Raw genomic sequence first — 25,275 nt, 5'->3', positions numbered from 1 at the left:
TCAAGAATTATGTCATGATGACAATAATTTAATAAATATGCTCCCAAAAAGGCAGCACTATGCTGAAATGCAAATTGCCCGCACAGAGCGGGCAATTTGTTATCTAATAATAAAATTGTCAGGCCAGTTCATAAAGCCTTATCGTGGTGATCCCGTAATTGCGTTCATCGCGCAATATGAAGCGGTCATCCAGCGTGATAACGGCTTCTGACACTTCTTCCAGTATCAAAAGCGCATCAGGCTTCAGCCATCCGCCTTCAAGTGCAGAGATAAAAGCCTGTTCACCCAAACCTTTACCATAGGGCGGATCGGCAAAAACCAGATCAAATTCGCCCATTGTACCGGTCGGCCCCAAGGCTGTTGCATTGCGACGGAACACTTTTGTATTCCCCTGAAGGCCGAACGCCTCCACATTCTGGCGCAACAAGCCACGCCCTTCTACGGATTCCTCAACGAAAACCGTATAGCGGCAGCCGCGTGACAAGGCTTCAAGGCCAAGCGCACCGGTGCCGGCAAACAGATCCAGCACGCGCGTATTGTCCAGCTTCTCACGAAAACCATGCGTGATAATATTGAACAGACTTTCGCGCGTCCGGTCGCTGGTCGGCCGGATTGCAGAGCTTTCCGGCGTCACCAGTGCACGTCCGCGGAATTTACCGCCGACAATGCGCATTAACGTTTATCTCCGCGCGGGCCGGAACGCGGTCCTGCGCCGCGAGGACCTGCACCACGAGGGCCGGACGGACGATTACCGGATGGTTGGCCACCCTGCGGTCCTTTGCCGAAAGGCTTGCCGCCGCGACCGCCTTCAGGTTTGCCACGGAATGGTTTGTCGCCCGACGGACGATCACCAAACGGCTTCTTGTCGCCAAATGGCTTCTTGTCAAAATTGCGCTCACCAGAGAAACGACGCTCTTCGCGTGCCGGACGGTCGCCTTCATCAAAAGAACGACGGTTTTCCGAGCGGAAGCCTTCGCGCTTGAAACCGTCACGATTGTCTTCATCGCGGCGGAAACCCTGACGCTTATAGCCGTCTCTGTCCTCTGTACGGCCCTGATAACCGCGACCACCTTCTTCACGCTGCGGACGGTCATCACCGTCACGGCGCGAACGGCGGCGATCATCACCCGGGGTCGGCTTGGACGACGAATTATAGGCCTTGGCACCCGGTGCCATCCATACATTCACGCCGCGCGGACGCTGCGGCTGTGAACCAAACTTGTCATCATCCTTGTCACCACGGCCGCCTTTCGCAAAGCGCGGCTTGTCGAAGCCGCCGGAACGCGGTGCAGATGTGCTGAGGCGTGACAAACCATCTTCACGCCAGCTCTTACCATCACGATCACGCTGGAAAGGCTTACGCTCACCATCACACGGCGCACGGCCTTCCTCACGACGGTCACCTTCCTCACGGTCACGGCGGAACGGTTTACGCTCACCGTCCATACGCCCTTCGCCACGCTTGGCACCAAAGCCGCCTTTGCCGCCACGGCCGCCGCCTGCATTGCGGCTGCTGGAAATCCAGTCGGATTTGTAACGGGAACGGCCCTCGCCTTCCTCGTCGCTGCCGCGCTCTTCATAAGCATCAAAACGCGGGCTGCGGGACGGCAATTCGCCCTTAACAGCTTCATTGGAGAATTCATTGAGGATCGGCGCATCAAAATCCGCACCGGAATCTTCAACCAGTTTTTCACCGAGCTGTTCACGCAGGGTACGGCCACGGATTTCACGCACCGCGCCCTCTTCCAGATCGCCCAGCTGGAACGGACCGAAAGAAACGCGGATCAGGCGGGAAACGGCCAGACCAAGCGCACCAAGAATATTCTTAACTTCGCGGTTCTTGCCTTCGCGCAGACCAATGGACAGCCAGACATTGGCGCCCTGCTCGCGCTCCAGAGTTGCCTCAACCGCGCCGTAGAACACGCCGTCAACAGCGATACCGTTTTTCAGCTCATCAAGCTGTGCCTGTGTTACTGTACCGTGGGCGCGCACGCGATAGCGACGCAGCCAGCCGGTAGCAGGCAGTTCCAGAACGCGGGACAGACCGCCATCATTGGTCAGCAGCAACAGGCCTTCGGTGTTGATATCAAGACGACCAACCGACAAAACGCGCGGTAATTCAGCAGGCAGTGCATCAAACACTGTCGGACGACCTTCCGGATCACGGTTGGTTGTCACCAGACCGGCAGGTTTGTGATAGAGCCACAGGCGGGTACGTTCAGCCTGCTGCAGAACTTTATTATCAACGGTAATACGATCTGTGCGCAGAACATTGACGGCAGGGCTGGTCAGCACTTTACCGTTTACAGCAACACGACCGGCAGCAATCATGCTTTCCGCTTCACGGCGCGAGGCAATACCCACGCGCGCCAGACGCTTGGCGATACGTTCGCCTTCTTCAGCGGCGCTCATATCAAAGCCGCGGGGCTTATCGCCGCGAGGTTCAAAACCACGAGGTTTGTCGCCGCGCTCACCGAAGCCGCGCGGCTTGTCACCACGGGATTCACCTTCAAAACGACGCGGACGGTCAGAACCTCTGTCATCGCGCGTACGCTCACGCTTTACAAAAGGACGCTTGCCGCGTTCATTATCATGATCGTCACGGGTCATTAGAATATCAGCCTTTCACCGGTATTTCTGCCCGGCGTCAAAAATCGAAAATCAGGATGCGGAAAGCCCTGCTGCAAAACCGCTGCGCGTTTTCGCCGGACATGCTTTATGCTAAATCATTCCGATCCGGCAAAATTTAGGATAAAGCTGGCACGATTGCAGCGCAGTTCTTATGCTACACACCTTATTAAAGCTACGCTCTAACAAATCATCACCGCGCTTGCGAGTAAAATATCTGAAAGGCTGCCGCACATTATGCAAAAAAACGCAACCGGCGGCAATTCCGGCAAGATGAACAATAAAAATTCACAATCCCCTGCGGCAAGTTTGGCTCCTGCAGAGAATTTGGTTTCCGTGACACATCCGGCAAGCGGTCATGCAAAGTTATCTCCTATGCAGGCCGCGATGGAAGAAGCCCGCGCCGCAGAAGCACGGGGCGAAGTGCCGATCGGCGCGGTCATCACACATAAAAACCGGATTATTGCCCGTGCGGGTAACCGCACCCGCGAGATCAATGATCCGACCGCCCATGCCGAAATTCTGGCAATCCGCATTGCCTGTGAGGCTCTGGAAAATGAGCGGCTCGGGGATTGCGATCTCTATGTGACGCTGGAACCTTGCGCCATGTGCGCGGCGGCAATTTCTTTTGCCCGTATCCGCCGTCTTTATTATGCTTCAAGCGATCCGAAGGGCGGCGGCGTGGAATATGGCCCCCGCTTCTACAGCCAGCCGACCTGCCATCACGCACCGGAGGTCTATTCCGGCATTGGTGAAGCGGAGGCAACCGACATGCTGAAACGTTTCTTTCAGGAAAAACGCAAATAAAAAAGCCGCGTCCTTTGTCAGGACGCGGCTTTTTTTCAAACTTCATTCAAACCCGAATTAAAGACCTAGCTTATCGCGCCAGCTTTTCGAGCCCGTGGCTTCAGCCTTACGACGGCGTTCTTTCTTCGCCTCGTCTTCACCCAGATCACCAACTGCAGCAGTGGCGGCTGGTTGGCGATAGCTGACCGGCGGCTCACTCAGATATTTACGCTGAGTGGCAGAACCGCCTGCGCGATCAAGCTGTGCCTGCTTGGCGGCTGCAGCAACTGCCGGATCGGCAACAGAATCACGTGATGCATAATCTTCACGACGGCTGGCACCGCTTGGCAAAATCTGACGGCGCGGCGTGAAATCGCTCGGGCTGTCCGGTGCAATCGGCGAAACGAAATTCGGATTGTCGCGGTTTGCTTCAATCTCTGCACGCAGACGCTTGCGGCGTTCTTCCGGCGATTCCGGCCATGAAGGATCACCGGCGCGGGCAACACTTTCCTGTGGCTGCGGCAGGCTTTCTTTCTGCCCGGCAACAGGCTTCACCAGCTCCGGACGCGGCTTATATTCAATACCGGTTCTCTTTTTCGGACCGATTGTAGCAATGGATGACATATCATCCAGCAATTGCGTGCTGGCTGACTTGCCTGTTCCATAGGTCGGATCGGACACGCAACCGGCAAGACCCAAACTGGCCAGCACTGTTGCGAAAGCGAAAATGCGTCCTTCAATCTTCATGAGCACCACTTTTATCCGTATTCGGCCAGATTACCCAACCACCGCTACATTAAATTTCATGCATTATGGCGTTATCGGTACTTTCCGGCAACTCCAAGGCATGAAAGCAGATTTTCACTGCCGACAAAATATTTCAATGCAGTGCCTTAGCACGGCAGAAAATATGCGGCAATCACTGATAATTACTTGTCGGAGCGGTTCCTGTTAAAATTGAATTACCGGAACCGCTCTTTTTCTTTGTTTTACGCATTATCCAACGCAAAACTGCTTCGCACTTTTGCTGGAAATGCTTACCTGTGATTATCGCAGATTCATACTTATCCCAAACGACCAAGGGCTTTCAGCTCATGCAATGCCGCAGCATCGCGTGCCGATACATCAGGGAACTCAGAATCACTGCCGACATCATTGGTATAACGCCATGAACGGGCGCATTTTGTACCGTCGGCCTTGGCAGGCACAACAGCAACACCCTTCACATCGCTCAACGCGAATGCCTCACCGGCAACCGGCTGGTCGCTGATGGTCAGTCCGCTGGTGATGCAGATCTCAGCCATATCCAGCCCCTGTACCGCTGAGAGCAGCGACGCATCGGTGATATACACCAGAGGCGCAGCTTCCAGCGACGAGCCGATACGCTTGTCCGCACGTTCCAGTTCCAGAGCGCCGGTAACAACGCGGCGTACATCGCGCACCTTGTCCCATTTCGCACCCAGAACCGGATTATTCCATTCGGCAGGAATGTTGCGGAACTGCTCCAGATGCACAGAAACCGCATCTTTATAACGGTCAAGCCATGCTTCTTCCGTTGTGAAAGGCAGCATCGGTGCGAGCCATGTCACGATATTATCGAACAGGTGACGCACGGTCTGCAAAGCAGCTTTGCGGCGCAGGCTCGATGGTGCATCGCAATAAAGCGCATCTTTGCGGATATCGAAATAGAAAGCCGACAACTCGATATTGGTGAAGTCGATCAGCGCACGGGTGATGCGTTTGAATTCAAATGCATCATAACCATTGCGAACAACTTCATCCAGCTCGCTCAGGCGATGCAGCATCAGCTTTTCAAGCTCCGGCAGATCGGCATAGGCAACCTCTTCGCCTTCATCATGCGCCAATGTACCCAACATCCAGCGGATGGTGTTACGCAGCTTGCGGTAAGCGTCGATATTGGTCTGGATGATGCTCTTGCCGAGGCGCTGATCGTCCCAGTAATCCGAGGTCATCACCCAGAGACGCAGAATATCTGCACCGGAGTCCTTGATGATTTCCTGCGGGGTCACTGTATTGCCGAGCGACTTCGACATTTTCTTGCCATGCTCGTCCATGGTGAAACCATGGGTCAGCACTGCATTATAAGGTGCACGGCCACGGGTTCCGCAGCTTTCCAGCAGCGAGGAATGGAACCAGCCGCGATGCTGATCCGAACCTTCCATATAAAGATCGGCAGGCCATTTCAGATCAGGGCGGTCTTCCAGCGTAAATGTATGCGTGGAACCGGAGTCAAACCAGACATCGAGAATGTCAGTGACCTGCTCCCAAGCCTCACCGGCGCGGTTGCCGAGGAAACGCTCACGCGCACCTTCTGCAAACCATGCATCAGCACCTTCCACTTCAAAAGCCGCGAGAATACGTTCATTCACAGCTTCATCAAGCAGCACTGTGCCGTCTTCGGCTGCAAAAACACAGATCGGCACGCCCCATGCGCGCTGGCGTGACAGCACCCAGTCAGGACGGTTTTCGATCATGGCACGCAGGCGGTTCTGACCGGCAGCCGGTACAAAACGTGTATCATCAATGGCTTTAAGAGCGCGGGAACGCAGCGTAGTGCCGTCGCCCAGTTCCTTGTCCATATAGACGAACCATTGCGGTGTATTGCGGAAGATGATCGGCTTTTTCGAGCGCCATGAATGCGGATAGGAATGCTTCATGCGGCCACGGGCGAACAGCAGACCACGCGCGATCAGTTCTTTGATAACCGCTTCATTGGCATCGCCCTTCTTGCCGTTATCATCGATAACACGGGCAGCCCCGCCTTCACGGTCAGGGCCAAAGCCCGGCGCATCGGCAGTATAGAAACCGGCATCATCCACAGGGAAAGGAATTGCAGGATTGATGCCGCGTGCTTCAAGTTCACGTGCAGCATCCATCCATGCTTCAAAGTCTTCACGACCATGGCTTGGTGCAGTGTGAACGAAGCCTGTACCGGCATCATCGGTCACATGCTCACCGGCAACCAGCGGCACGATAAATTCATAACCGCCGCCAAAGCCTTTGAGCGGATGGGCAGCAGTCATGCCATGCAGCTGTGCAGTGGAAACATCGCGCAAACGATTAAAAGTCAGCTTGGCTTTCTTGAAGCATTCCTCAGCCAGATTATCAGCGAAGATCAGCTTCTCACCAGCCTGCGGGCCAAAGTCATTTTCCGCACCGGTCACTTCATAAAGACCGTAGGAAACCTTTGGCGAATAGGCGATGGCGCGGTTGCCCGGAATTGTCCAAGGTGTCGTCGTCCAGATCACCACATGCGCGTCAGCCAGTTCCGGCACGGATGTGACAGGGAATTTCACCCAGATCATATCCGACTCAACATCGTGATATTCAACTTCGGCTTCTGCCAGAGCAGTGCGCTCAACAACTGACCACATAACCGGCTTGGAACCGCGATAAAGCTGGCCGGAACGGGCGAATTTCAGCAATTCACCGGCAATGCGGGCTTCCGCATGGAAATTCATTGTGGTGTATGGCTGTTCAAAATCACCGGTGATTGCCAGACGTTTGAACTCATCGGTCTGAACCTTGATCCAGCCTTCAGCAAATTCACGGCATTCCTTGCGGAATTCATTAACCGGCACTTCGTCTTTATTCTTGCCCTGCGCACGGTATTTTTCTTCGATCTTCCATTCGATCGGCAGACCGTGGCAATCCCAGCCCGGAACATAGTTCGAGTTATAGCCGCGCATCTGGAACGAGCGGGTGATCACATCTTTCAGCGTTTTGTTCAACGCATGACCGATATGAATATTACCATTGGCATATGGAGGGCCGTCATGCAGCACCCAAAGCGGACGATCCTTGGCATCTTCACGCAGCTTCTTGTAAAGATTCATCTCTTCCCAGCGGGCAACCAGCAGCGGCTCACGCTGAGGAAGGCTGGCGCGCATCGGAAAGTCGGTCTGCGGCAGGTTAAGCGTTTTGGAATAATCGATTTTTTCAGCAGTCATTATCTTGAGCATTCAGTTGGACTGCCGGAGCATAATGCAGGCACTATGCTGCTTTCAGGCAGGCAGTCTTAAGAAAATATATATCCTGAAATTGCGGCAGAGTTCATCATGCCTCAGGATGTCAGCTATTCTTCCCGGACCTTTCCCCCTGAACCATCCGGTCAGGCTTAAGAAAAGGCCGGGCCAATAATTCGGCCGGCATAGCGCAGCATTATAAATATCGAGTATTGTCTCATCATGGTGATGCTTTTACCAATGCAGGCGCGCAGAATAAAGAGGCAAGACAGATAAACTTTGCCCTTCCGGCAGATTTTCAAAGCAAATAAGCCGTTACTTTTCTAAAACCTGACGGTTTTCGCTCAAAACATCAGTCCAGCGTAAAATCAAAACGATAGGTTGCCGAAACACCAACCGTCAGCTGATGACGCGATCCGCGCTCGGATACAAGGCTGGAGCGCGCTGCTTTACCCTGCAATTTACTATATTCGGCATAAAGGCTGGTTGTGATTTTATCGGTTGTCATCCATGTCACCGCGCCACCCAGTCCGGCAGATGTAATTCCCCCGCCATCCGGATCATAAACGGAAAGACCGCTGGCAACGGATTCCTCAGCATTAATACCATAATAGGCATCCAGATATTTCTCTGAAGCAAAAGACATGCGCGGCCCGCCGGAAACACGGATCGCCGGTGTCACATCATAAAATGCATCCCCTGCCAGTTCGCCGACAATACCATTATGTGCCCGAACCCCGTGACGCAGTTCTGAGCGCAGACGAAACCAGTCTGTCGGGTAGAATTCCATAAAGCCGCCGACCTCACCACCCCATGGCACATCTTTCAAGCCATCGGCCTGACTGCCGCCACGCGCCATCAAAAACTCGCCGGTCAGCCCCACACGAAAATCTTCCATATCCATCAGGGCGAAGGAAATATTGTCATTGCGGGATGAAAAACGCTCGGCAACACCTGTGCGGCCAAAGGAAATCAGAGGCTGCGCACTCATTATATATTTGCTGGAGCCTGTAAAACGGGGTTGGCGGTAAAAGTCACCGCCGACGGTCAGCGACCAGTCACCTGACCAGAAATGTTTTCCTGATGATTGTCCGCCCTCTTCCGCCAAAGCCGGATGAATGAATGATGCAGCAGACAAAACAGCCAATCCGGCAATCCGGGACCGGTTAAACATATTACGCAAAACGCATACTCCAGACGCCATTTGCAGGCGGACAAACAGGTATGCGCTTATATTTCAAGTAAAGCGGTAAATATATTCTGAAATATTGAGATCAATTCAGCTGCGGGAGAATGTCAGATAGGAATCCAGCAAAGAAAGCGGCTGTACAGCGGATAATATTGCCCTCGCTTCAGCTTCATCCTGCCGCATCTGCACCATCAATGCATCAAGCGAATCGAATTTTTCTTCTCCGCGTAAATAAGCAAAGAAAGATACAGAGCAGAATTCGCCGTAGAGATCGCCTGAGAAGTCAAACAAGAATGTCTCAAGCAATGCGCAACCGTCACTGTCCACGGTCGGACGGCGGCCAAAACTGGCAACACCATCATAAAGCGTGCCGTCAGCACGGCGGAAACGCACAGCATAGATACCGTGCTTCAGATTGGTCTGCTCCGGCAGCGCCATATTGGCTGTCGGAAAACCAAGCGTGCGCCCCAGCTGCTTGCCTTTAATTACAGTACTGGCCAGCGTGTAGCGATAGCCCAACAGTCCCGCTGCGCCCGCCACATCACCTTCAGCCAGATGGGAGCGAATGCGCGAGGAGGAAACCACCTCGCCGCCCTCATCGGTAAAAGGCTCAATCAGGGTCACGCCAAAACCGTGTTTCTCACCCGCCCGTTTCAAAAACTCCGGATTGCCCTGCCGCTTTTTACCGAAGTGAAAATCAACACCGGTAATGACTTCCGATGCACCCAGCCGTTCGATCAGCGCCTGATCGATAAATTCCTGCGCGCTCAGGCAGGAAAATCCGGCATCAAAGCCCTGCTCCACCACAACATCAAAACCGAGCAAACCCAGAATAGCCGCTTTTTCCTGCGCATCAGTCAGGCGATCAACCGGCTGATCCGGATTGAAAAAACTGCGCGGATGCGGCTCAAATGTCAGCACAACAGCCGGACAATTGCGCTCTTTGGCCAGTTGCAGGGTTTTCTCAAGCACAGCCTGATGACCGCGATGCACACCGTCAAAATTGCCGATTGCCACGACGCCGCCGCGCATATGCGCAGGCAGCGGCTCACTGCCGTTCACACCGCAGGTGAGACGAAGAATTGCGGATTTTGCAGCAAATTCTGAAGGCATCGCAGTCATTGAGTTGTTTCAGATCAGTTGTTCAGGGATTAAAAACTTCCGGCAATCACACCAGATAACGCATCACTGCTGCCGGTGCCTCGCCGTGACGGCCAAGAAATGCCAGCAGCTTGTCGTGATCGACTTCGCCCTTGGCCACATAATCAGCCGCGTGAATACCGCCGGAAATATACAGAACATCCACGCCGTAATTCTGCGCACCTTTCACATCGGTCAGCATACCATCACCGATAGCAAGGATGCGGGATTTATCAACAGGCTTGTCGGTCAGCTTTTCTGCGGCCTGCATTGCGGCCGCATAAATCGGGTGATGTGGCTTACCGGCGATAAGTGTGCGACCGCCAAGCTGCGTATAATCACGCGCCAGTGCACCGGCACACCAGATCAGGCGAGTGCCGCGTTCCACAACAATATCAGGATTGGCGCAGATGAATGGCAGATTGCGCGAACGGAAACGCTGCAACAGTTCGGCATAATCTTCCGGCTTTTCCACTTCGTCATCGACCAGACCGGTACAGACAACACCGGATGCCTCATATTCTTCAACCAGCTCCACATCCAGCCCGTCATAAATCGCCAATTCGCGCTCAGGCCCCAGATGATAGATTTTACGCGGGCCTGCAGCGATCAGATCACGGGTAACATCACCGGATGTCACGATCTGGTCATAGCTCTCATTGGTGATACCCATCATTTCCATCTGGGCGGCAACACCGGGAAACGGGCGCGGCGAATTGGTAATCAGCACCACTTTGACACCGGCCTCGCGGGCACGTTTCAGAGCATCCGCAGCCGGACGATAGGCTTCCACCCCATTATGCAACACGCCCCAGACATCACTGAAGATCACATCATAGCGGTCAAAAAGATCATCGAGTTTCGCCGGATGCAGCATAAAACTATCCTTAAATCAATTATCTCCGCGGCTAAACGGAGCACAGGCGCACCATTCGCGCGCACGGATCTGCATGAAAGACGCGGTCGAAGCCAAAGCTTCAGGCGCCGGATTTTATAAATGCTCTAAACCAACAGGCAGCATATGTCACCCGTTTTACGTGAGCGAAAATATCACAACACTGTTTATATTTTGACGCAGCACGGAACCACGCCGCTCATGTTTCATTAACTCTACCCTGTACCCAGTTTTTTTACTGTGTTTCGTGACGGCTTGTTAGAACCAATCCATTACCATCAGAAAGAATGAAAAGATTGAATCGCGTTTCCGGTCATGTCTGCCGTTTTCTGAAACGTCACGCGACCGGAAACAGACGGACAATAAGAAGACTATGTTCCGGCCTGTGCCGGCAGGAGAGACTATGCGTTGCGTAAAAAGCCCAAAACAGCGATCCGGCAGTTTTTCTGCACTGATAATGCGGTTTCGCAGAAACCAGACCGGCGCTATTGCCCCGCTTTTCGCATTGATGCTTCCGCCTATTCTTTTTGCAATGATGCTGGCGATTGACTCTGCCAATCTGATGCGTGTGCGCGGAAATGTTCAGCAGTCACTTGATGCCGCTGCACTGGCTGTAGGTAAGCGCTTCACTGTCGTTTCGGAAGAAAGCCAGATCCGGGCATTCGGCAAAAAAATATTTGATGCTAATCTGCGTGCCATCGAACCGGACAAAACTCAGTTTACTCTGGAGTTTCCTAAAGGTCGTGATTCAGACCAGCAAATCGTTGCCGGCGCATCCTTCCGTTATATTTCATTTTACGGAAGAGCCGTAATGGCAATGACGAAAGATGAGGTTGACTGGGATAAATATACTTTTTCAATGTCTGCAACTGTACGCCTTAAGAATACTCTGGAAGTCGCTCTTGTCCTTGATAATTCCGGCTCGATGTCTGAACGCGGCTCGGGCTCAGGTCTCAAGCGCATCGACTTGCTAAAACAGGCATCAGCTCAGCTCGTGGATAAGCTGGCAGATCAGGCCAAACTCATTACGCATCTTGAAAATCCGGTACAGTTTTCCCTGGTTCCTTTTGCTGCCTCAGTCAATATCGGCCCCGAAAACCAGGCCCAGCTATGGATGGATCAGACCGGTATCTCGCCGGTTCATTATGAAAACTTCACCATGCCCACGGCAAACAACCCTATCAATGTCGGGTACAATAAAAATATCATTCTTCGTGATGGTGCTTATTTTAAACAAGGGTCTGGTTGGGGAAGCGAAAACGGCCATTATTTCACGCGGTTCAGCCTGTATAATGACATGCAAACCACACGTGGCAGAACATATACAAGCTGGAAAGGTTGTGTAGAAGCACGCCCCGGAGAGTACGGCATTAATGCTGATCGCCCGACGATTGATAAGCCTGACACGATGTATGTGCCGATGTTCGCCCCCGATGAATATGACACCAGCCGCTCTCTGAACCATTGGTGGTCGGATAACGGGGGACGCTACGACAGCTATCAAACGATGCAACGGGATTTGAAAAAATACTACATCGCGCAAAACACGTCTGGTGAAGGAACATCCGGTCCGAATTACAGCTGCACAACAACGCCGATCACTACACTTACAGATGTAACAACTGACAATGGCCTGAGAACGGTAAAAAATGCCATTGCCAAAATGCAACCGGATGGCGGTACAAATGTGCCGGAAGGTATGGTCTGGGGCTGGAGAACACTTATCCAGAATTCGCCATTTGCAGGCGGAAGAGCAATTTCGGAGCGGGGCAATGATAAAGTCGTCATTGTTCTGACCGATGGTGCCAACACTTATTACCGTTACAACTCACTCGGCGGTACAGACTATGCAAACAACATATCCAACTATTCTTCACTGGGATATACCGCAGTTACAACTAAATCCTACGACAGAACACGTATTTTTCAGGAAGCACGCGGCGCCAGCAATGTTCATGACAATGCCTATTATACTGAAGCACTGAATGCGCGCTTCAAAAAATTGTGCGAGCTTGCAAAACAGGACAAAATCATGGTGATGACTGTTGCGCTTGATCTGCGGCAGAACAATGCGACAGATCGCAAGCAGATGGAAACTATGAAACAATGCGCCTCAGAATCTCGGGTGCGATTTGATAAGGACTTTCCTACCCAGCGGGCAAAACTTTTCTGGAATACAACCGGCGGCAATCTTGAACAGACATTCCGTGAAATTGCCGATGAATTATCCAATCTGCGTGTTGTCCGCTGATTGATGAGAAAAACCACGGCGCGGTTACACAGAGCCCGCCGTGGTTTTATTTTCTCACCCTTCCAACAGAGTTCATACTGCTTTCACATTCGGGCAATAATGTCCGAAACACAGCGACACGCTTACGAGACATGAAAATTTGTTGCCGTCAGGCACTTATAAATCCGCAGGACGGGCATCATATTTGTGCCTAAGCATCTGATTTACGATGCCCCCTGTCAGTTTTTACAGGGTTTATCACCGGCAATATTGTCTTTTATGCCCGCCGGAAACCTTGACTCCGAAACGGCTCTTTCCTATATCAAAAGCACGTTAGCACTCACACAAAGAGAGTGCTAATAATCCACGGGCCGAAAGGCCTTCAACTCATTTTGCTGCCTTATTTCAAGGCGTATTTTCAAGGGTTATATCCATGGCAGAGATCAATTTCCGCCCTCTTCATGACCGCGTTGTCGTTCGTCGTGTAGAATCGGAAGCAAAGACAGCCGGTGGCATCATTATTCCTGATTCAGCCAAAGAAAAGCCGTCTGAAGGCGAAGTTGTCGCCGTTGGTTCCGGTAACCGCGATGAAAGCGGCAAGCTGGTTGCTCTGGACGTTAAAGCTGGCGACCGCGTTCTGTTCGGCAAATGGTCCGGCACAGAAGTGAAGATCGGTGGCGAAGACCTGCTGATCATGAAAGAATCCGACATTCTCGGAATCATCGCCTGATTTTCGATTTAGCCTGAGCGGTTCATAGCCCGGGCTTATTCACCATCCCTTTTCAACAGTTCAAATCGGGAAGCTTTGAAGGCAAGACCTCAGGCTCCAGGAGAGAAAAATGGCTGCTAAAGACGTAAAATTCGGTCGTTCAGCGCGCGAAAAAATGCTGCGCGGCGTCGATATCCTTGCAGATGCTGTTAAAGTAACGCTCGGCCCTAAAGGTCGTAACGTTGTTATCGACAAATCTTTCGGTGCGCCACGCATCACCAAAGACGGTGTATCGGTTGCCAAAGAAGTAGAACTTGAAGACAAGTTCGAAAACATGGGCGCACAGATGCTGCGCGAAGTCGCAAGCAAGACCAATGACACTGCCGGTGACGGTACAACAACCGCTACCGTTCTCGGTCAGGCTATCGTTCAGGAAGGCGCAAAAGCTGTTGCTGCCGGCATGAACCCGATGGATCTGAAGCGCGGTATTGATCTGGCTGTGACCGAAGTTGTTGCAAACCTTCTCGGCAAAGCTCAGAAAATCAACACTTCTGAAGAAGTTGCTCAGGTTGGCACAATCTCCGCTAACGGTGAAGCTGAAATCGGCCGCATGATTGCGGAAGCGATGCAGAAAGTCGGCAACGAAGGCGTTATCACTGTTGAAGAAGCCAAGACAGCTGAAACCGAGCTGGAAGTTGTTGAAGGTATGCAGTTTGACCGCGGTTACCTGTCTCCGTATTTCGTAACCAACCCAGAAAAGATGGTTGCAGAACTGGAAGACGCTTACATCCTTCTGCACGAAAAGAAGCTTTCCAACCTGCAGGCTCTTCTGCCGGTTCTCGAAGCTGTTGTTCAGACTTCCAAGCCACTCGTCATCATCGCTGAAGACGTAGAAGGTGAAGCACTGGCAACTCTGGTTGTTAACAAGCTGCGCGGCGGTCTGAAAATCGCTGCTGTTAAGGCTCCTGGCTTCGGCGATCGTCGTAAGGCAATGCTCGAAGATATCGCTATCCTCACCGGTGGTCAGGTTATCTCCGAAGATCTCGGCATCAAGCTGGAATCCGTGACCCTCGACATGCTCGGCCGTGCGAAGAAAGTTGCGATCACCAAAGAAAACACAACTGTTGTTGATGGTGCCGGTTCGAAAGCTGAAATCGAAGCCCGCGTTGGCCAGATCAAACAGCAGATCGAAGAAACTTCTTCCGACTACGACCGTGAAAAGCTGCAGGAACGTCTTGCTAAGCTCGCCGGCGGTGTAGCAGTTATCCGCGTTGGCGGTGCAACTGAAGTTGAAGTTAAAGAACGCAAAGACCGCGTTGACGATGCTCTGAACGCAACCCGCGCTGCGGTTGAAGAAGGTATCGTACCTGGTGGCGGTACTGCCCTGCTCCGCGCATCGGCCAAGATTACCGTTACAGGTATCAACGCTGATCAGGACGCCGGTATCAATATCATCCGTCGTGCGATCCAGGCTCCTGCCCGTCAGATCACCACAAACGCCGGTGAAGAAGCATCCGTAATCGTTGGTAAAATCCTCGAAAACGCTTCCGAAACCTTTGGTTACAACACTGCAACCAACGAATATGGCGATCTGATCAAAGCTGGTGTTGTTGATCCGGTTAAAGTTGTACGTACTGCTCTGCAGAACGCAGCTTCTATCGCTGGTCTGATGATCACCACCGAAGCCATGATTGCTGAACTGCCGAAGAAAGACGGCGGCATGCCAGCAATGCCAGGCGGCGGCATGGGCGGCATGGGCGGCATGGACTTCTAAGAAGTCCATAAAGCTCGCCCATGAGAGAATAAGCCTGCACCGTGAAGCGGTGCGGGTGGCGGCATGGATTTCTAAGAAATCCATCCGAGCATTTTGTAGCACAGGCGTGAGCGCCTGTGCGGCCACGATAATGCGGCTAAGAAATGAAAAAGCCTCTGAGAAATCAGGGGCTTTTTTTATATCAAAACACTAAAATCTGCACGGCATAGCGATGCGGCACAGGATATAGCTTGCCTTATGCATTTAAGCTGATTATGTAACCTCTCCATTTTTCAGGAGAGATATTTCTAAATAAATTGTAACCAATGCGATTAGCGACCATCACAATTGCAATGCATTATTTTTTTAAAGTTACTGTACTTAATGATAACTCAAAATTATTTTAGTATCTCCTTAAGGATCAGGCTTTAAAGATTGAAAATCTGCAGCTTGCGCTGGTCGGCACTCCTATTTGCCCCCGCTTGAAGGAACTGCTGACCGCGCATAGGGAAGACGGGGAAACCCGTCTTCCCACGCCTTTCTCAGCACAATTTCCGCTTTTCACAAGTCATAAATAAGAGCTCCGATATGCCGCTTGCGCCTGTGAAGCTCATAGTTCAGCCTGTTAGCTGACCTCTTCATCTCAGCACTCTGTTTTACATATAAATGCTTCACACTGTCCGGAATGCGCTATAGGTTTGTATTTACAAGCTTCGCTGTTCTGATCTGGACAGTGCTTTCATTGCATCGCAACGAAGGGAAGACGAATGCGTAAAGAACACCCGATTACAACGGCACCGCAGGACGGACGCACAGTCACGGTACTCTGGACAGACTTTGATGGTCAGCTCAATGAATCTCCCGCCCGTTATCGCCGGCTTGAACAGCTTCAAAAAGCCGGTGGCGACTGGAATGAAAGCGATGCAGGCTGGTGGACTTTCATTGACAGCACAACCCAGAAAAAAATCGACCCGACTGCCTGGATAGAAAATCCGGATGATGAGGCCGAGGACGACTGAACCGCCTTTAATATTGCGGCGCGATAACGGCACCGCACTGAAAATATTAAACTTATTTTCACTCGCGATTGTGCTGAAGCTTACACAAAACTGTGTTTTGCACGGTCTCGCAATACCTGTAACCGATACCATATGACACTCTGACATCTTCCCAGAATACAGAACTTCAGGAGCTGTAAATGTCTGACCAACGTACCGAAACCGATAGTTTCGGCCCTATCGCTGTTGATAATGATCGTTACTGGGGTGCGCAGACCCAGCGCTCTCTGCAAAATTTTAAAATCGGAACAGATCGCCAGCCACTGCCGCTCATTCATGCACTCGGCATTGTCAAACAGGCCGCAGCAGAGACAAATATTGCTCTGGGTAAACTTGATCCGGTCTTAGGCCGCGCCATTACTGTAGCCGCTGCAGAGGTTGTTGAAGGCAAGCTTGACGACCATTTCCCGCTGGTGATTTATCAGACCGGTTCCGGCACCCAGTCGAATATGAATGTGAATGAGGTGATCTCCAACCGCGCGATTGAAATGCTCGGCAGCACGATCGGCAGCAAAAAGCCGGTTCACCCGAATGACCATGTGAATATGGGGCAATCCTCCAATGACAGTTTCCCGACTGCCATGCATATTGCCACCGCGGTTGAAGTCACATCCCGCCTGCTCCCTGCCCTCGATCATCTGATTGATGCGCTGAAAGCCAAAGAAGAGAAATTCGCGCATCTGATCAAGATCGGTCGCACCCATACGCAGGATGCCACGCCTGTCACACTGGGGCAGGAATTCTCTGGTTACCGTGCGGCTGCAGAATATGGCAGGCACCGTATTGTGCAGAGCCTGACAGATGTTTATCTGCTGGCACAGGGCGGCACAGCGGTCGGTACAGGGCTGAATTCGGCAAAGGGTTTTGATACCGGCTTTGCTGATGCGGTAGCCAATATTACCGGCCTGCCATTTAAAACCGCCCCGAATAAATTCGAGGCACTCGCTTCCCACGGCGCTCTGCTCAATCTTCATGGCAGTCTGAATGCGCTTGCCGCCGATCTGTTTAAGATTGCCAATGATATCCGCTTTCTCGGTTCCGGCCCCCGCTCCGGCCTCGGCGAATTGCAATTGCCGGAAAATGAGCCGGGTTCATCGATCATGCCGGGCAAAGTCAACCCGACACAGGCAGAAGCTTTGACCATGGTTGCCACTCAGGTTTTCGGCAACCACACCACCGTCACCGTTGCTTCCAGTCAGGGGCATTTTGAGCTGAATGTTTTCAAGCCGGTGATTGCGGCCAATGTGCTGCAATCTATCCGTTTGCTGGCTGACGGCATGAATTCCTTTGTCGATCATTGTATTGACGGGATTGAAGCCAATGAAGCCCGCATCCATGAACTGATGGAAAATTCACTGATGCTGGTGACGGCTCTCGCACCGCAGATCGGCTATGACGCAGCAGCAAAAATCGCCAAGACTGCCCATCATAATGGCACGACTTTGCGCGAGGAAGCCCTGAAAAGCGGTCTTGTCAGTGAAGCAGAATATGAAGCTTTAGTGCGTCCGGAACTGATGTTGCACCCTGCATAACTGCTCTGCATGACGAATGAATTGCAGCCCGTAACAGCTCACTGTTGCGGGCTGCTTTCTTTTATAAGCTCTTGTAACCTTAACTTGCTATCAACGCAGGGCTATCGGTGTTAAATTTCAACATGCTATTTTAGGGTTCACTATTGATGAACAATATGTCAATATCTGTCTATATTTACAATACAGTCACTTATTAGTTATCCATTGCGCAACAGCAATTCATGCTGCGCACAATGAGCCTGCAGCATAAATCACTTTTCTATTGTTAACTTTTATTGCCTGGAAGCCTCTTACCCTCCTCCAGCAATATATCATCCGGAGCCTCATAATGAGCACTGTTTCCGCCTCCCAGAATTCCGTTATTATTCTGATCTCCCGCGTTTTTCTTGCTATTCTTTTCATTCTTGCAGGTTGGGGCAAGCTGACCGGCCTTGAAGGCACTGCGCAATATTTCGGTGCGATCGGCCTGCCAATGCCAAGCGTGACCGCAGTTCTCGTTGGTCTGGTTGAATTTGTTGGTGGCCTCGCCATTCTGATCGGTTTCCAGACCCGTATCGCAGCGGTCGTTGTTGCCCTGTTCACCATCGGTGCCACACTGGTAGCCCATATGGACTTTGCCGAAGGCATGAACGCACTGATGGCACAGAAGAACCTCGCAATTGCAGGTGGTCTGCTTCTGCTCGCCGTAACCGGTGCCGGTGCATATTCAGTAGACCGTCGCGGTCGCTAATAGCTGAACACTTCTACCTATCAAAAAGGCCGCAATTCATGAGAATTGCGGCCTTTTCTTTTTTTTAAATATGTAAGCTTATTTCAAACTGTCACAGATACGGCTGATAATTTCCGTCACCCGCGGATTATCCAGACTGCGGCGCGCAGAAACCAGACAAGCCTGCGATTTCAGCATAATGCCGTCATCCAGAATTTTCAGTCTATTGGCTCGTAATGTCGAACCGGTCGATGTGATATCAACGATAATATCCGCAGAACCGGCTGCCGGTGCACCTTCGGTCGCACCCAAGCTCTCAACAATACGGTAAACCTGAATACCGTGCTTCTGAGAGAAGAACTGCTGTGTCAGCCGCCAATATTTGGTGGCAATCCGCAAACGGCGACCATGACGCTGGCGGAAATCCGCAGCCACATCATCAAGATCGGCCATTGTCGCCACATCATGCCAGACTTCCGGCACGGCAACGATCACATCCGCATGGCCAAAGCCAAGCTGCGTTTCAATCTGCACTTTTTCATCTGCACGCGCCAGCGTCTCACGGATCAGGTCTTCACCGGTGACACCGAGATCAACTGTCCCATAACCCAGTTCACGGGCAATTTCTGACGCGGAGAGAAACAGAATATCCACATCATCCACACCTTCAATACGGGCGCGGTAATTGCGGTCATCTTCCGGCAGAACGACATGCAATCCGGCTTTCGCCATCACTGCAATTGTTTGCTCTTTCAGACGGCCTTTGGAAGGCAAAGCCAGTGTTACAGTCATGAGCGTGCTCCTGCCTGTGTTGCCTCGGCACATTTTTGTAAACGGTCGAGCCAGATGGAGAAACCAACACCGGAAATACGCTCTTTCGCACCCAGCATTGTCAGCAAACGGTCATAACGCCCGCCACCGACAATCACACCGCAATCAGCATCGCGACTGGTAATTTCGTAAACCAGACCGGTATAATAATCGAGCGGACGGCCAAAACCTGCATCATAAGTGATGATGCGAAGATCAATACCAGCCTTACGCATTTCCTCAACACGTTTGCCGAAGCTCTGCAATGCAGCGCCGAGATCAAGACCGTTTTGTTCAGCAAATTCTGTCAGCTGTACAGTCGCCTGTTCCAGCGGTACACGGATGGACAGGAATGTCTTAAGCGCCGTCAGCACCCTATCTGCCAGCTGAACCGCAGCCAGTTGCTGCTTCTCCATCAGACGCCGTGCAATCTCAGAAGGGCTGCGGCCTGCGGCCGGTGAAATACCGGCAACCTGCATTTCCTGTGCAAGTGCAGTGACCAAAGCATCTTCGCCCTGTTCATCCACAATCTGACGCAAACGCTCAGGAATGACATTACCAAGACGCGGTGATGCCAAATCCTGCAAGGCCTGTTCCAGCAGTTCAGCACTACCAAAAGCACGCGCCAGCTTTTTCTGCCAGCCGCGTGGCAGGCCGAGAGATGCCAGAACGGCTTCAAACACAGACTGATCGCCGAGCAGCACCTGCAATGACGCATTAGGAGCTGCCTGATGCACAGCATTCAACGCATCGCTCAGAGAGCGCGCATCGGAGGCAGGTTCATTATCGCCGCCAAGATCTTCGATACCGGCCTGATGAAAACTGGTGCCGCCTTCACGACGCTGACGAAAAACCTCGCCAATATAAGAATAGCGCTTCGGCGTGGCTGCATTCAGCGCAATATGATTGCGGCAGACCGGAATGGTGAATTCCGGACGCAGGCACAGGCTGTCGCCATTTTCATTCTCAGTCAGAAAAATCCGGCTGCGCAGATCCTCACCGGCCATATCCAGAAACGGGTCGGCCGGCTGCAGGATCGGAATATCAACGGCTTCACTCGACGTGGTTGCAAAATAAGACGCCAGATCAGTGGCAATATCTGCTGTTTGACGATTGCTCATTTTACTTCGCCTGCCTGCTTAGTTCCTGCAAACGATCCTCTGCCTGTTCAGCCAGAATACGCTTCACTTCCGCAACCAGATCAGCTTCTTTGACAGTGATCTGCGCCGGACGGCTGGCGCGCCATTCCTCATTGCTTTCAATCTCGCCGGAAAGACGCTTGCCCTCGATCAGATCCTTAATCTGAATTTCGCCATTGGCACGTTCATCACCGCCTTGAATAATCGCAAGCGGCGCATTGCGGCGGTCCGCATATTTCAGCTGATTACCGAATTTCTTCCAGTTGCCCTGATACATCTCGGCGCGGATACCGGCATCACGCAGATCCTGCGTGAATTTCTGGTAGTGGCCGAGGCTTTCAGCATCACCATCCATCACCGTAATGACGACCGGCGCCATTGCATCTTCTGAGCCGAGCTTGCCGAGGTTTTTCAGCGCTGTCATCAGACGGGAAACGCCGATGGAGAAACCCGTTGCCGGAACCGGCTGACCACGGAAACGCGACACCAGACCATCGTAACGACCACCGCCGCCAACAGAACCGAATACGACTTTTTCACCCTTTTCATTGGTGACGTCGAATTGCAGTTCGGCCTCATAAACAGGACCGGTGTAATATTCCAGACCACGTACAACAGACGGATCGATTTTGACGCGACCGGCATAGCCGCCTGCATCAAATAAAATCTGCATCTGCGCGAGTTCTTCCACGCCTTCTGTACCGCGGGCATTGCCTTCAACAACAGCACGCAAATTTGCGATGGTCTGCTGACCATCTTCCGCACCCGCAGCAGTAAAGTCGAGAACTTTGGCAATCGCAGCCGCATCCAGTCCTGCACCTTTGGTAAAGTCGCCGGATTCATCACGACGGCCTTCGCCGAGCAGCAGTTTCACGCCCTCTTCGCCAAATTTGTCGAGCTTGTCGATGGCACGCAGCACATTGAGGCGGCGTCCGGCATTGTCATCACCGGCCAGACCAATCGCTTCCAGAACACCGTCTAGAACCTTACGGTTATTGACGCGGATCATATAATCGCCGCGCTGAATGCCGAGACGCTCCAGCGTATCCGCTGCCATCATGCACATTTCCGCATCGGCAGAAACGCCCGGTGCACCAACAGTATCCGCATCAAACTGCATGAACTGGCGGAAACGGCCAGGACCCGGCTTTTCATTGCGGAATACCCAGCCATTGCGATAGGTGCGGAATGGCAGCTGAATTTCATTGAAATTCTCAGCCACATGACGCGCCAGCGGCGCAGTCAGATCATAGCGCAGCGACAGCCATTGTTCATCATCATCCTGAAGCGAGAACACGCCCTCATTCGGACGATCCTGATCCGGCAGGAATTTGCCCAATGCATCAGTATATTCAACAAGCGGCGTTTCAATCGGATCAAAACCGTAGCGCTCATAAACCTCACGGATTGTCGCCAGCATTTTCTCAGCAGCACGCAGATCATGAGGCTCACGGTCCACAAAGCCGCGCGGCAACCGCGCTTTCATCTTCTCCGCTTTATTTGCCATGATACTGATCCGCTAAACTTGAGTTATCTTGAAGATTAAATGCCTTAATATCCTTGAAAGGCGCGTATGTTTCCTAACCGATCAGTTTGCATGCGGCAAGAGCAAGATCCGCGCAGAAACATATTATGCTGGCCGCACAAAATCCTGCCGCAATCGCTCAATCACCGGACGGCAATAACAACCTTCCAGATGATCATTCACCAACCCCATCGCCTGCATAAAAGCATAGACTGTTGTCGGGCCGACAAATGACCAGCCGCGCCTCTTCAAATCCTTGCTGATACGGGTAGAAATCTCGGTTAAAGGGTTCGCTTTATAGGCCGCCAGATCAAACCGTGCCGGCCGGTCTTTCGGCTGCGGTTCAAAGCTCCAGAAATAAGCGGCCAGCGAGCCCTTCTCGGCAATCAGATCAATCGCACGACCTGCATTATTAATCGCTGATTTGATCTTGCCGCGGTGGCGTACAATGCCCTTATCCTGCATCAGACGCTCAACATCTTCCTCAGTAAACTGCGTCATTTTATGAAAATCAAACTCTGCAAAAGCACGGCGGAAGTTTTCACGCTTACGCAGAATTGTCAGCCATGACAGGCCGGACTGAAAGCCCTCCAGACAGATTTTCTCGAAAAGACGACGATCATTATCAACCGGAAATCCCCATTCCGTATCATGGTAAAGCAGATAATCCGGCAAACCGCCATGCCAACCACAGCGCACCCGCCCATCCTCTCCTAAATGCAATCCTGCTTCCAGAACCGGTATATCCTGCACCATTTTTCACCCGCGCCATCTTTGTCCAAACCAACGAGTCTCTCTATAGCATATTTCATTTGACATGGAACAAAAAAAGAACATATCTTCCGTTTCAAGACAGAAAGCAGCCACGAAACCCAACTCAGAATATTTACCTGCTGATAACCAAAAGAGAAAGTTTTCACCGCATTTGCGCATCCGCAAGGCAGTGATTCACCTTTTCAAAAGGGTCAGGCATCACAGTCGAAGCAAAGGAATCTGCATGTCTCGCCTGCTGAACAGTGCATCACAGTTTCAGGCATGACTTCAACACAGGACGATCTGATGAAACCACGTCATCTGCTGCTGATCGCATCCATTGCTGCTTTTGCCCTGTCCGCCATTTCAGCTGGCGGAGCATTTGCCAATGACCGTTATGCCACACCGCCGCCTCTGGTTCTCAGCCCTGATCTGAGTGCACCCTGGGTCACTCAATTGCAGCCGCAGCGCTATGCCACTCAGCTTGCGCCATCAAAGCCGCGCATCTACCGCAACAGCGGATCACAAGGCATTCAGGCACCTGCGCAACGCTCCGCTACACGCCAGCAAGCGCGCACAAAACAGGATAAAGCTCTGCAACGGAATGCAACCTATCAGCAGGGTTCATTCATCCGCACCAGTGCAGCAGCACCGCAAAATCCTGCAAAGGCTGCGGGTGGTATGAACCCGATCTATCTGCCGCAGGAAGTTGATTACTCAGCTTCCCATAAGTCCGGAACAATCGTGATCGATACGAAAAACAAGTTTCTGTATCTTGTCGGAGATAATGGCAAAGCCCGCCGCTACGGCGTGGGTGTCGGCAAAGAAGGTTTCAGCTGGAAAGGCACTGAAACCGTGAGCCGCAAAGCCGAATGGCCGACATGGCATCCGCCGAAAGAAATGATTGCCCGCGAGCGCAAGAAAGGCCGCATTCTTCCTGTTCGTATGGAAGGCGGCATTGCCAATCCGCTCGGCGCACGTGCGCTGTATTTAGGTAATACGCTCTATCGTATTCACGGCACCAATGCGCCATCCACCATCGGGCGCGCAGTATCCTCCGGCTGTATCCGCATGCGCAATCAGGATGTGGAAGATCTCTATGAACGGGTGCCGGTGGGCACGAAAGTCGTCGTTCTCTGAATCTATCCTGAAGAGCAGAATAGGATTTCTGTTTAAACGCCCCACAACCAAAAGCCCTGCATCAGACACTGATGCAGGGCTTTTCTATTCATCGCATGGCAAGCTGCGGTTTTACTCGCATCTCGCCTCCGGCAGCCTGTCGAGCATTGCACTCGCAAGAAGAAATCTGTCCGGCAACAGACAGGCTTGTGAAAAACCACCCCCAAGAATTTATCGCTTTTGACATAAGCCGGTCTTGCAAAAACTGTAAGAACTGATTCAAGATTGCGTTCTGCAAAGTGCTTCGCCGGTTTATCCCAAACAATGCGATGAAATTACCGGCGCAAAAAACAGAAAAGGAATAAGGACATGACCGTAGCTGCGATCAAACTGAACGACGGCAACTCCATTCCGCAACTGGGTTTCGGTGTATGGCAGGTCAGCGATGAAGAAGCCGTCGCCAGTGTGACAACCGCGCTTGAAACCGGCTACCGTCACATTGATACCGCCGCAATTTACAAGAATGAAAAAGGTGTCGGTCAGGCAATTCGTAATTCCGGCATCGCACGTCAGGATATTTTTCTGACAACGAAAGTCTGGAATGACGATCAGGGTTATGATTCCACCCTGAAAGCTTTTGATGCTTCGGCTGAGCGCCTCGGTACAGATTATTTTGATCTTTATCTCATTCACTGGCCAATGCCGAACAAAGATAAATTTCTTGATACATGGCGTGCACTCATCAAATTACGTGAAGAAGGCCGTGTGAAATCAATCGGCGTTTCCAATTTCCGCACAGCTGATCTGCAACGTATCCTGCGTGAAACAGATGTTGTGCCAGCCATCAACCAGATCGAGCTGCACCCTTATTTCCAGCAGGATAATCTGCGCCAGTTCCACCAGCAGCATAATATCGCTACAGAAGCATGGAGCCCGCTCGGACAGGGTAAAATTCTGGACAATCCGGTTTTGAAAGCCATTGCCGCCAATCACGGCAAATCTGTCGCTCAGGTCATTCTGCGCTGGCATCTGGATATCGGCAATGTCGTCATTCCGAAATCCGTCACCCCTGCCCGTATTAAAGAAAATTTTGAAGTCACAGATTTCAAGCTTCTGGGTATCGAGCATGACGAGATCAACAAGCTGGACGCTTCTGACGGACGTATCGGGCCTGATCCGACAACCTTCGGTTAATCTGTCATTTCGAAATATATTTTTCAAAAAATTTGCTTAATTATCAAAGCACTCGTATAAATTATACGAGTGCTTTATTTTAACATGAATAAATCAACAAAAAATCTAATGGTGTCAAAC

20 protein-coding genes are annotated in these 25,275 nt (G+C 51.8%); 9 read left to right on the top strand and 11 right to left on the bottom strand.

What is annotated here, in order from left to right:
* Positions 1-118 precede the first annotated feature (118 nt).
* Both rsmD and JNC80_RS09345 read right to left on the bottom strand, forming a co-directional pair.
* Positions 119-673 carry a 16S rRNA (guanine(966)-N(2))-methyltransferase RsmD gene (gene rsmD, locus JNC80_RS09350; RefSeq protein WP_022711239.1) on the bottom strand — a complete coding sequence of 185 codons (555 nt, stop codon included), beginning with the start codon at positions 671-673 and terminating at the stop codon, positions 119-121.
* Positions 673-2,610 carry a pseudouridine synthase gene (locus JNC80_RS09345; protein WP_376710152.1) on the bottom strand — a complete coding sequence of 646 codons (1,938 nt, stop codon included), beginning with the start codon at positions 2,608-2,610 and terminating at the stop codon, positions 673-675. The genes rsmD and JNC80_RS09345 overlap by 1 nt, the downstream gene beginning before the upstream one ends.
* 393 nt (positions 2,611-3,003) lie before the next feature.
* Between JNC80_RS09345 and JNC80_RS09340 the strand changes: the two genes are divergently transcribed.
* Positions 3,004-3,435 carry a nucleoside deaminase gene (locus JNC80_RS09340; RefSeq protein ID WP_075654789.1) on the top strand — a complete coding sequence of 144 codons (432 nt, stop codon included), beginning with the start codon at positions 3,004-3,006 and terminating at the stop codon, positions 3,433-3,435.
* Positions 3,436-3,492: 57 nt separating this feature from the next.
* Here JNC80_RS09340 and JNC80_RS09335 read toward each other — a convergent pair whose 3' ends face one another.
* The 5 genes from JNC80_RS09335 to JNC80_RS09315 form a co-directional block, all read right to left on the bottom strand.
* A complete protein-coding gene (locus tag JNC80_RS09335; protein ID WP_075654416.1) occupies positions 3,493-4,161 on the bottom strand; it encodes a hypothetical protein in 669 nt (222 codons plus the stop codon).
* Positions 4,162-4,478: 317 nt separating this feature from the next.
* Complete coding sequence (gene ileS / locus JNC80_RS09330) at positions 4,479-7,385, bottom strand: isoleucine--tRNA ligase (RefSeq protein ID WP_376710151.1); 2,907 nt, start codon at positions 7,383-7,385, stop codon at positions 4,479-4,481.
* Positions 7,386-7,752: 367 nt separating this feature from the next.
* The gene (locus JNC80_RS09325; RefSeq protein WP_376710378.1) at positions 7,753-8,574 is read right to left on the bottom strand and encodes a MipA/OmpV family protein; all 822 of its coding nucleotides are present in this window, start codon (positions 8,572-8,574) and stop codon (positions 7,753-7,755) included.
* 105 nt (positions 8,575-8,679) lie between these two features.
* Complete coding sequence (locus JNC80_RS09320; RefSeq protein ID WP_376710377.1) at positions 8,680-9,702, bottom strand: bifunctional riboflavin kinase/FAD synthetase; 1,023 nt, start codon at positions 9,700-9,702, stop codon at positions 8,680-8,682.
* Between the two features lie 55 nt (positions 9,703-9,757).
* Positions 9,758-10,606: a TIGR01459 family HAD-type hydrolase gene (locus tag JNC80_RS09315; RefSeq protein ID WP_376710150.1), complete on the bottom strand. Its 849-nt coding sequence runs from the start codon at positions 10,604-10,606 to the stop codon at positions 9,758-9,760.
* Positions 10,607-11,027: 421 nt separating this feature from the next.
* Here JNC80_RS09315 and JNC80_RS09310 point away from each other — a divergent pair, with 421 nt between their 5' ends.
* The 6 genes from JNC80_RS09310 to JNC80_RS09285 all read left to right on the top strand — a co-directional run bounded on the left by JNC80_RS09310 (position 11,028) and on the right by JNC80_RS09285 (position 18,636).
* Positions 11,028-12,875 carry a TadE/TadG family type IV pilus assembly protein gene (locus JNC80_RS09310; RefSeq protein WP_376710149.1) on the top strand — a complete coding sequence of 616 codons (1,848 nt, stop codon included), beginning with the start codon at positions 11,028-11,030 and terminating at the stop codon, positions 12,873-12,875.
* Between the two features lie 412 nt (positions 12,876-13,287).
* Complete coding sequence (gene groES / locus JNC80_RS09305; RefSeq protein WP_022711248.1) at positions 13,288-13,584, top strand: co-chaperone GroES; 297 nt, start codon at positions 13,288-13,290, stop codon at positions 13,582-13,584.
* 109 nt (positions 13,585-13,693) lie between these two features.
* Positions 13,694-15,337 (top strand): chaperonin GroEL, encoded by a 1,644-nt coding sequence (gene groL / locus JNC80_RS09300; RefSeq protein ID WP_075654413.1) that lies wholly within the window; start codon positions 13,694-13,696, stop codon positions 15,335-15,337.
* A 746-nt stretch (positions 15,338-16,083) separates the two neighbouring features.
* Positions 16,084-16,335, top strand: coding sequence for a hypothetical protein (locus tag JNC80_RS09295; RefSeq protein ID WP_116086960.1), 252 nt, complete (start codon positions 16,084-16,086; stop codon positions 16,333-16,335).
* A gap of 179 nt (positions 16,336-16,514) precedes the next feature.
* Complete coding sequence (gene fumC / locus JNC80_RS09290) at positions 16,515-17,906, top strand: class II fumarate hydratase (protein ID WP_376710148.1); 1,392 nt, start codon at positions 16,515-16,517, stop codon at positions 17,904-17,906.
* 328 nt (positions 17,907-18,234) lie between these two features.
* Positions 18,235-18,636 carry a DoxX family protein gene (locus tag JNC80_RS09285; protein WP_376710147.1) on the top strand — a complete coding sequence of 134 codons (402 nt, stop codon included), beginning with the start codon at positions 18,235-18,237 and terminating at the stop codon, positions 18,634-18,636.
* Between the two features lie 78 nt (positions 18,637-18,714).
* On the opposite strand, the gene hisG is transcribed toward JNC80_RS09285, so the two are convergent.
* From hisG to JNC80_RS09265, 4 genes are all read right to left on the bottom strand, one after another.
* The gene (hisG, locus tag JNC80_RS09280; RefSeq protein ID WP_151158395.1) at positions 18,715-19,407 is read right to left on the bottom strand and encodes an ATP phosphoribosyltransferase; all 693 of its coding nucleotides are present in this window, start codon (positions 19,405-19,407) and stop codon (positions 18,715-18,717) included.
* The gene (locus JNC80_RS09275) at positions 19,404-20,546 is read right to left on the bottom strand and encodes an ATP phosphoribosyltransferase regulatory subunit (RefSeq protein ID WP_376710146.1); all 1,143 of its coding nucleotides are present in this window, start codon (positions 20,544-20,546) and stop codon (positions 19,404-19,406) included. The genes hisG and JNC80_RS09275 overlap by 4 nt, the downstream gene beginning before the upstream one ends.
* Position 20,547: 1 nt before the next feature.
* Entirely contained in the window at positions 20,548-22,071 is a 1,524-nt protein-coding gene (gene hisS / locus JNC80_RS09270) for a histidine--tRNA ligase (RefSeq protein ID WP_376710145.1), read from the bottom strand.
* 123 nt (positions 22,072-22,194) lie between these two features.
* Positions 22,195-22,845: a DNA-3-methyladenine glycosylase I gene (locus JNC80_RS09265; RefSeq protein ID WP_376710144.1), complete on the bottom strand. Its 651-nt coding sequence runs from the start codon at positions 22,843-22,845 to the stop codon at positions 22,195-22,197.
* Positions 22,846-23,148: 303 nt separating this feature from the next.
* On the opposite strand from JNC80_RS09265, the gene JNC80_RS09260 reads away from it, so the two are divergent.
* Both JNC80_RS09260 and JNC80_RS09255 read left to right on the top strand, forming a co-directional pair.
* Positions 23,149-23,982, top strand: a complete 834-nt coding sequence (locus JNC80_RS09260) for a L,D-transpeptidase (RefSeq protein WP_376710376.1) — start codon at positions 23,149-23,151, stop codon at positions 23,980-23,982.
* A 348-nt stretch (positions 23,983-24,330) separates the two neighbouring features.
* Complete coding sequence (locus tag JNC80_RS09255) at positions 24,331-25,155, top strand: aldo/keto reductase (RefSeq protein WP_022709446.1); 825 nt, start codon at positions 24,331-24,333, stop codon at positions 25,153-25,155.
* The last annotated feature ends 120 nt before the right edge of the window (positions 25,156-25,275 follow it).

The organism is Pseudochrobactrum lubricantis (assembly GCF_041929865.1).
Lineage (GTDB): Bacteria > Pseudomonadota > Alphaproteobacteria > Rhizobiales > Rhizobiaceae > Pseudochrobactrum > Pseudochrobactrum saccharolyticum.
The sequence above is the reverse complement of the archived record's forward strand: the minus strand, read 5'-3'. Positions and strand labels throughout refer to the sequence as shown.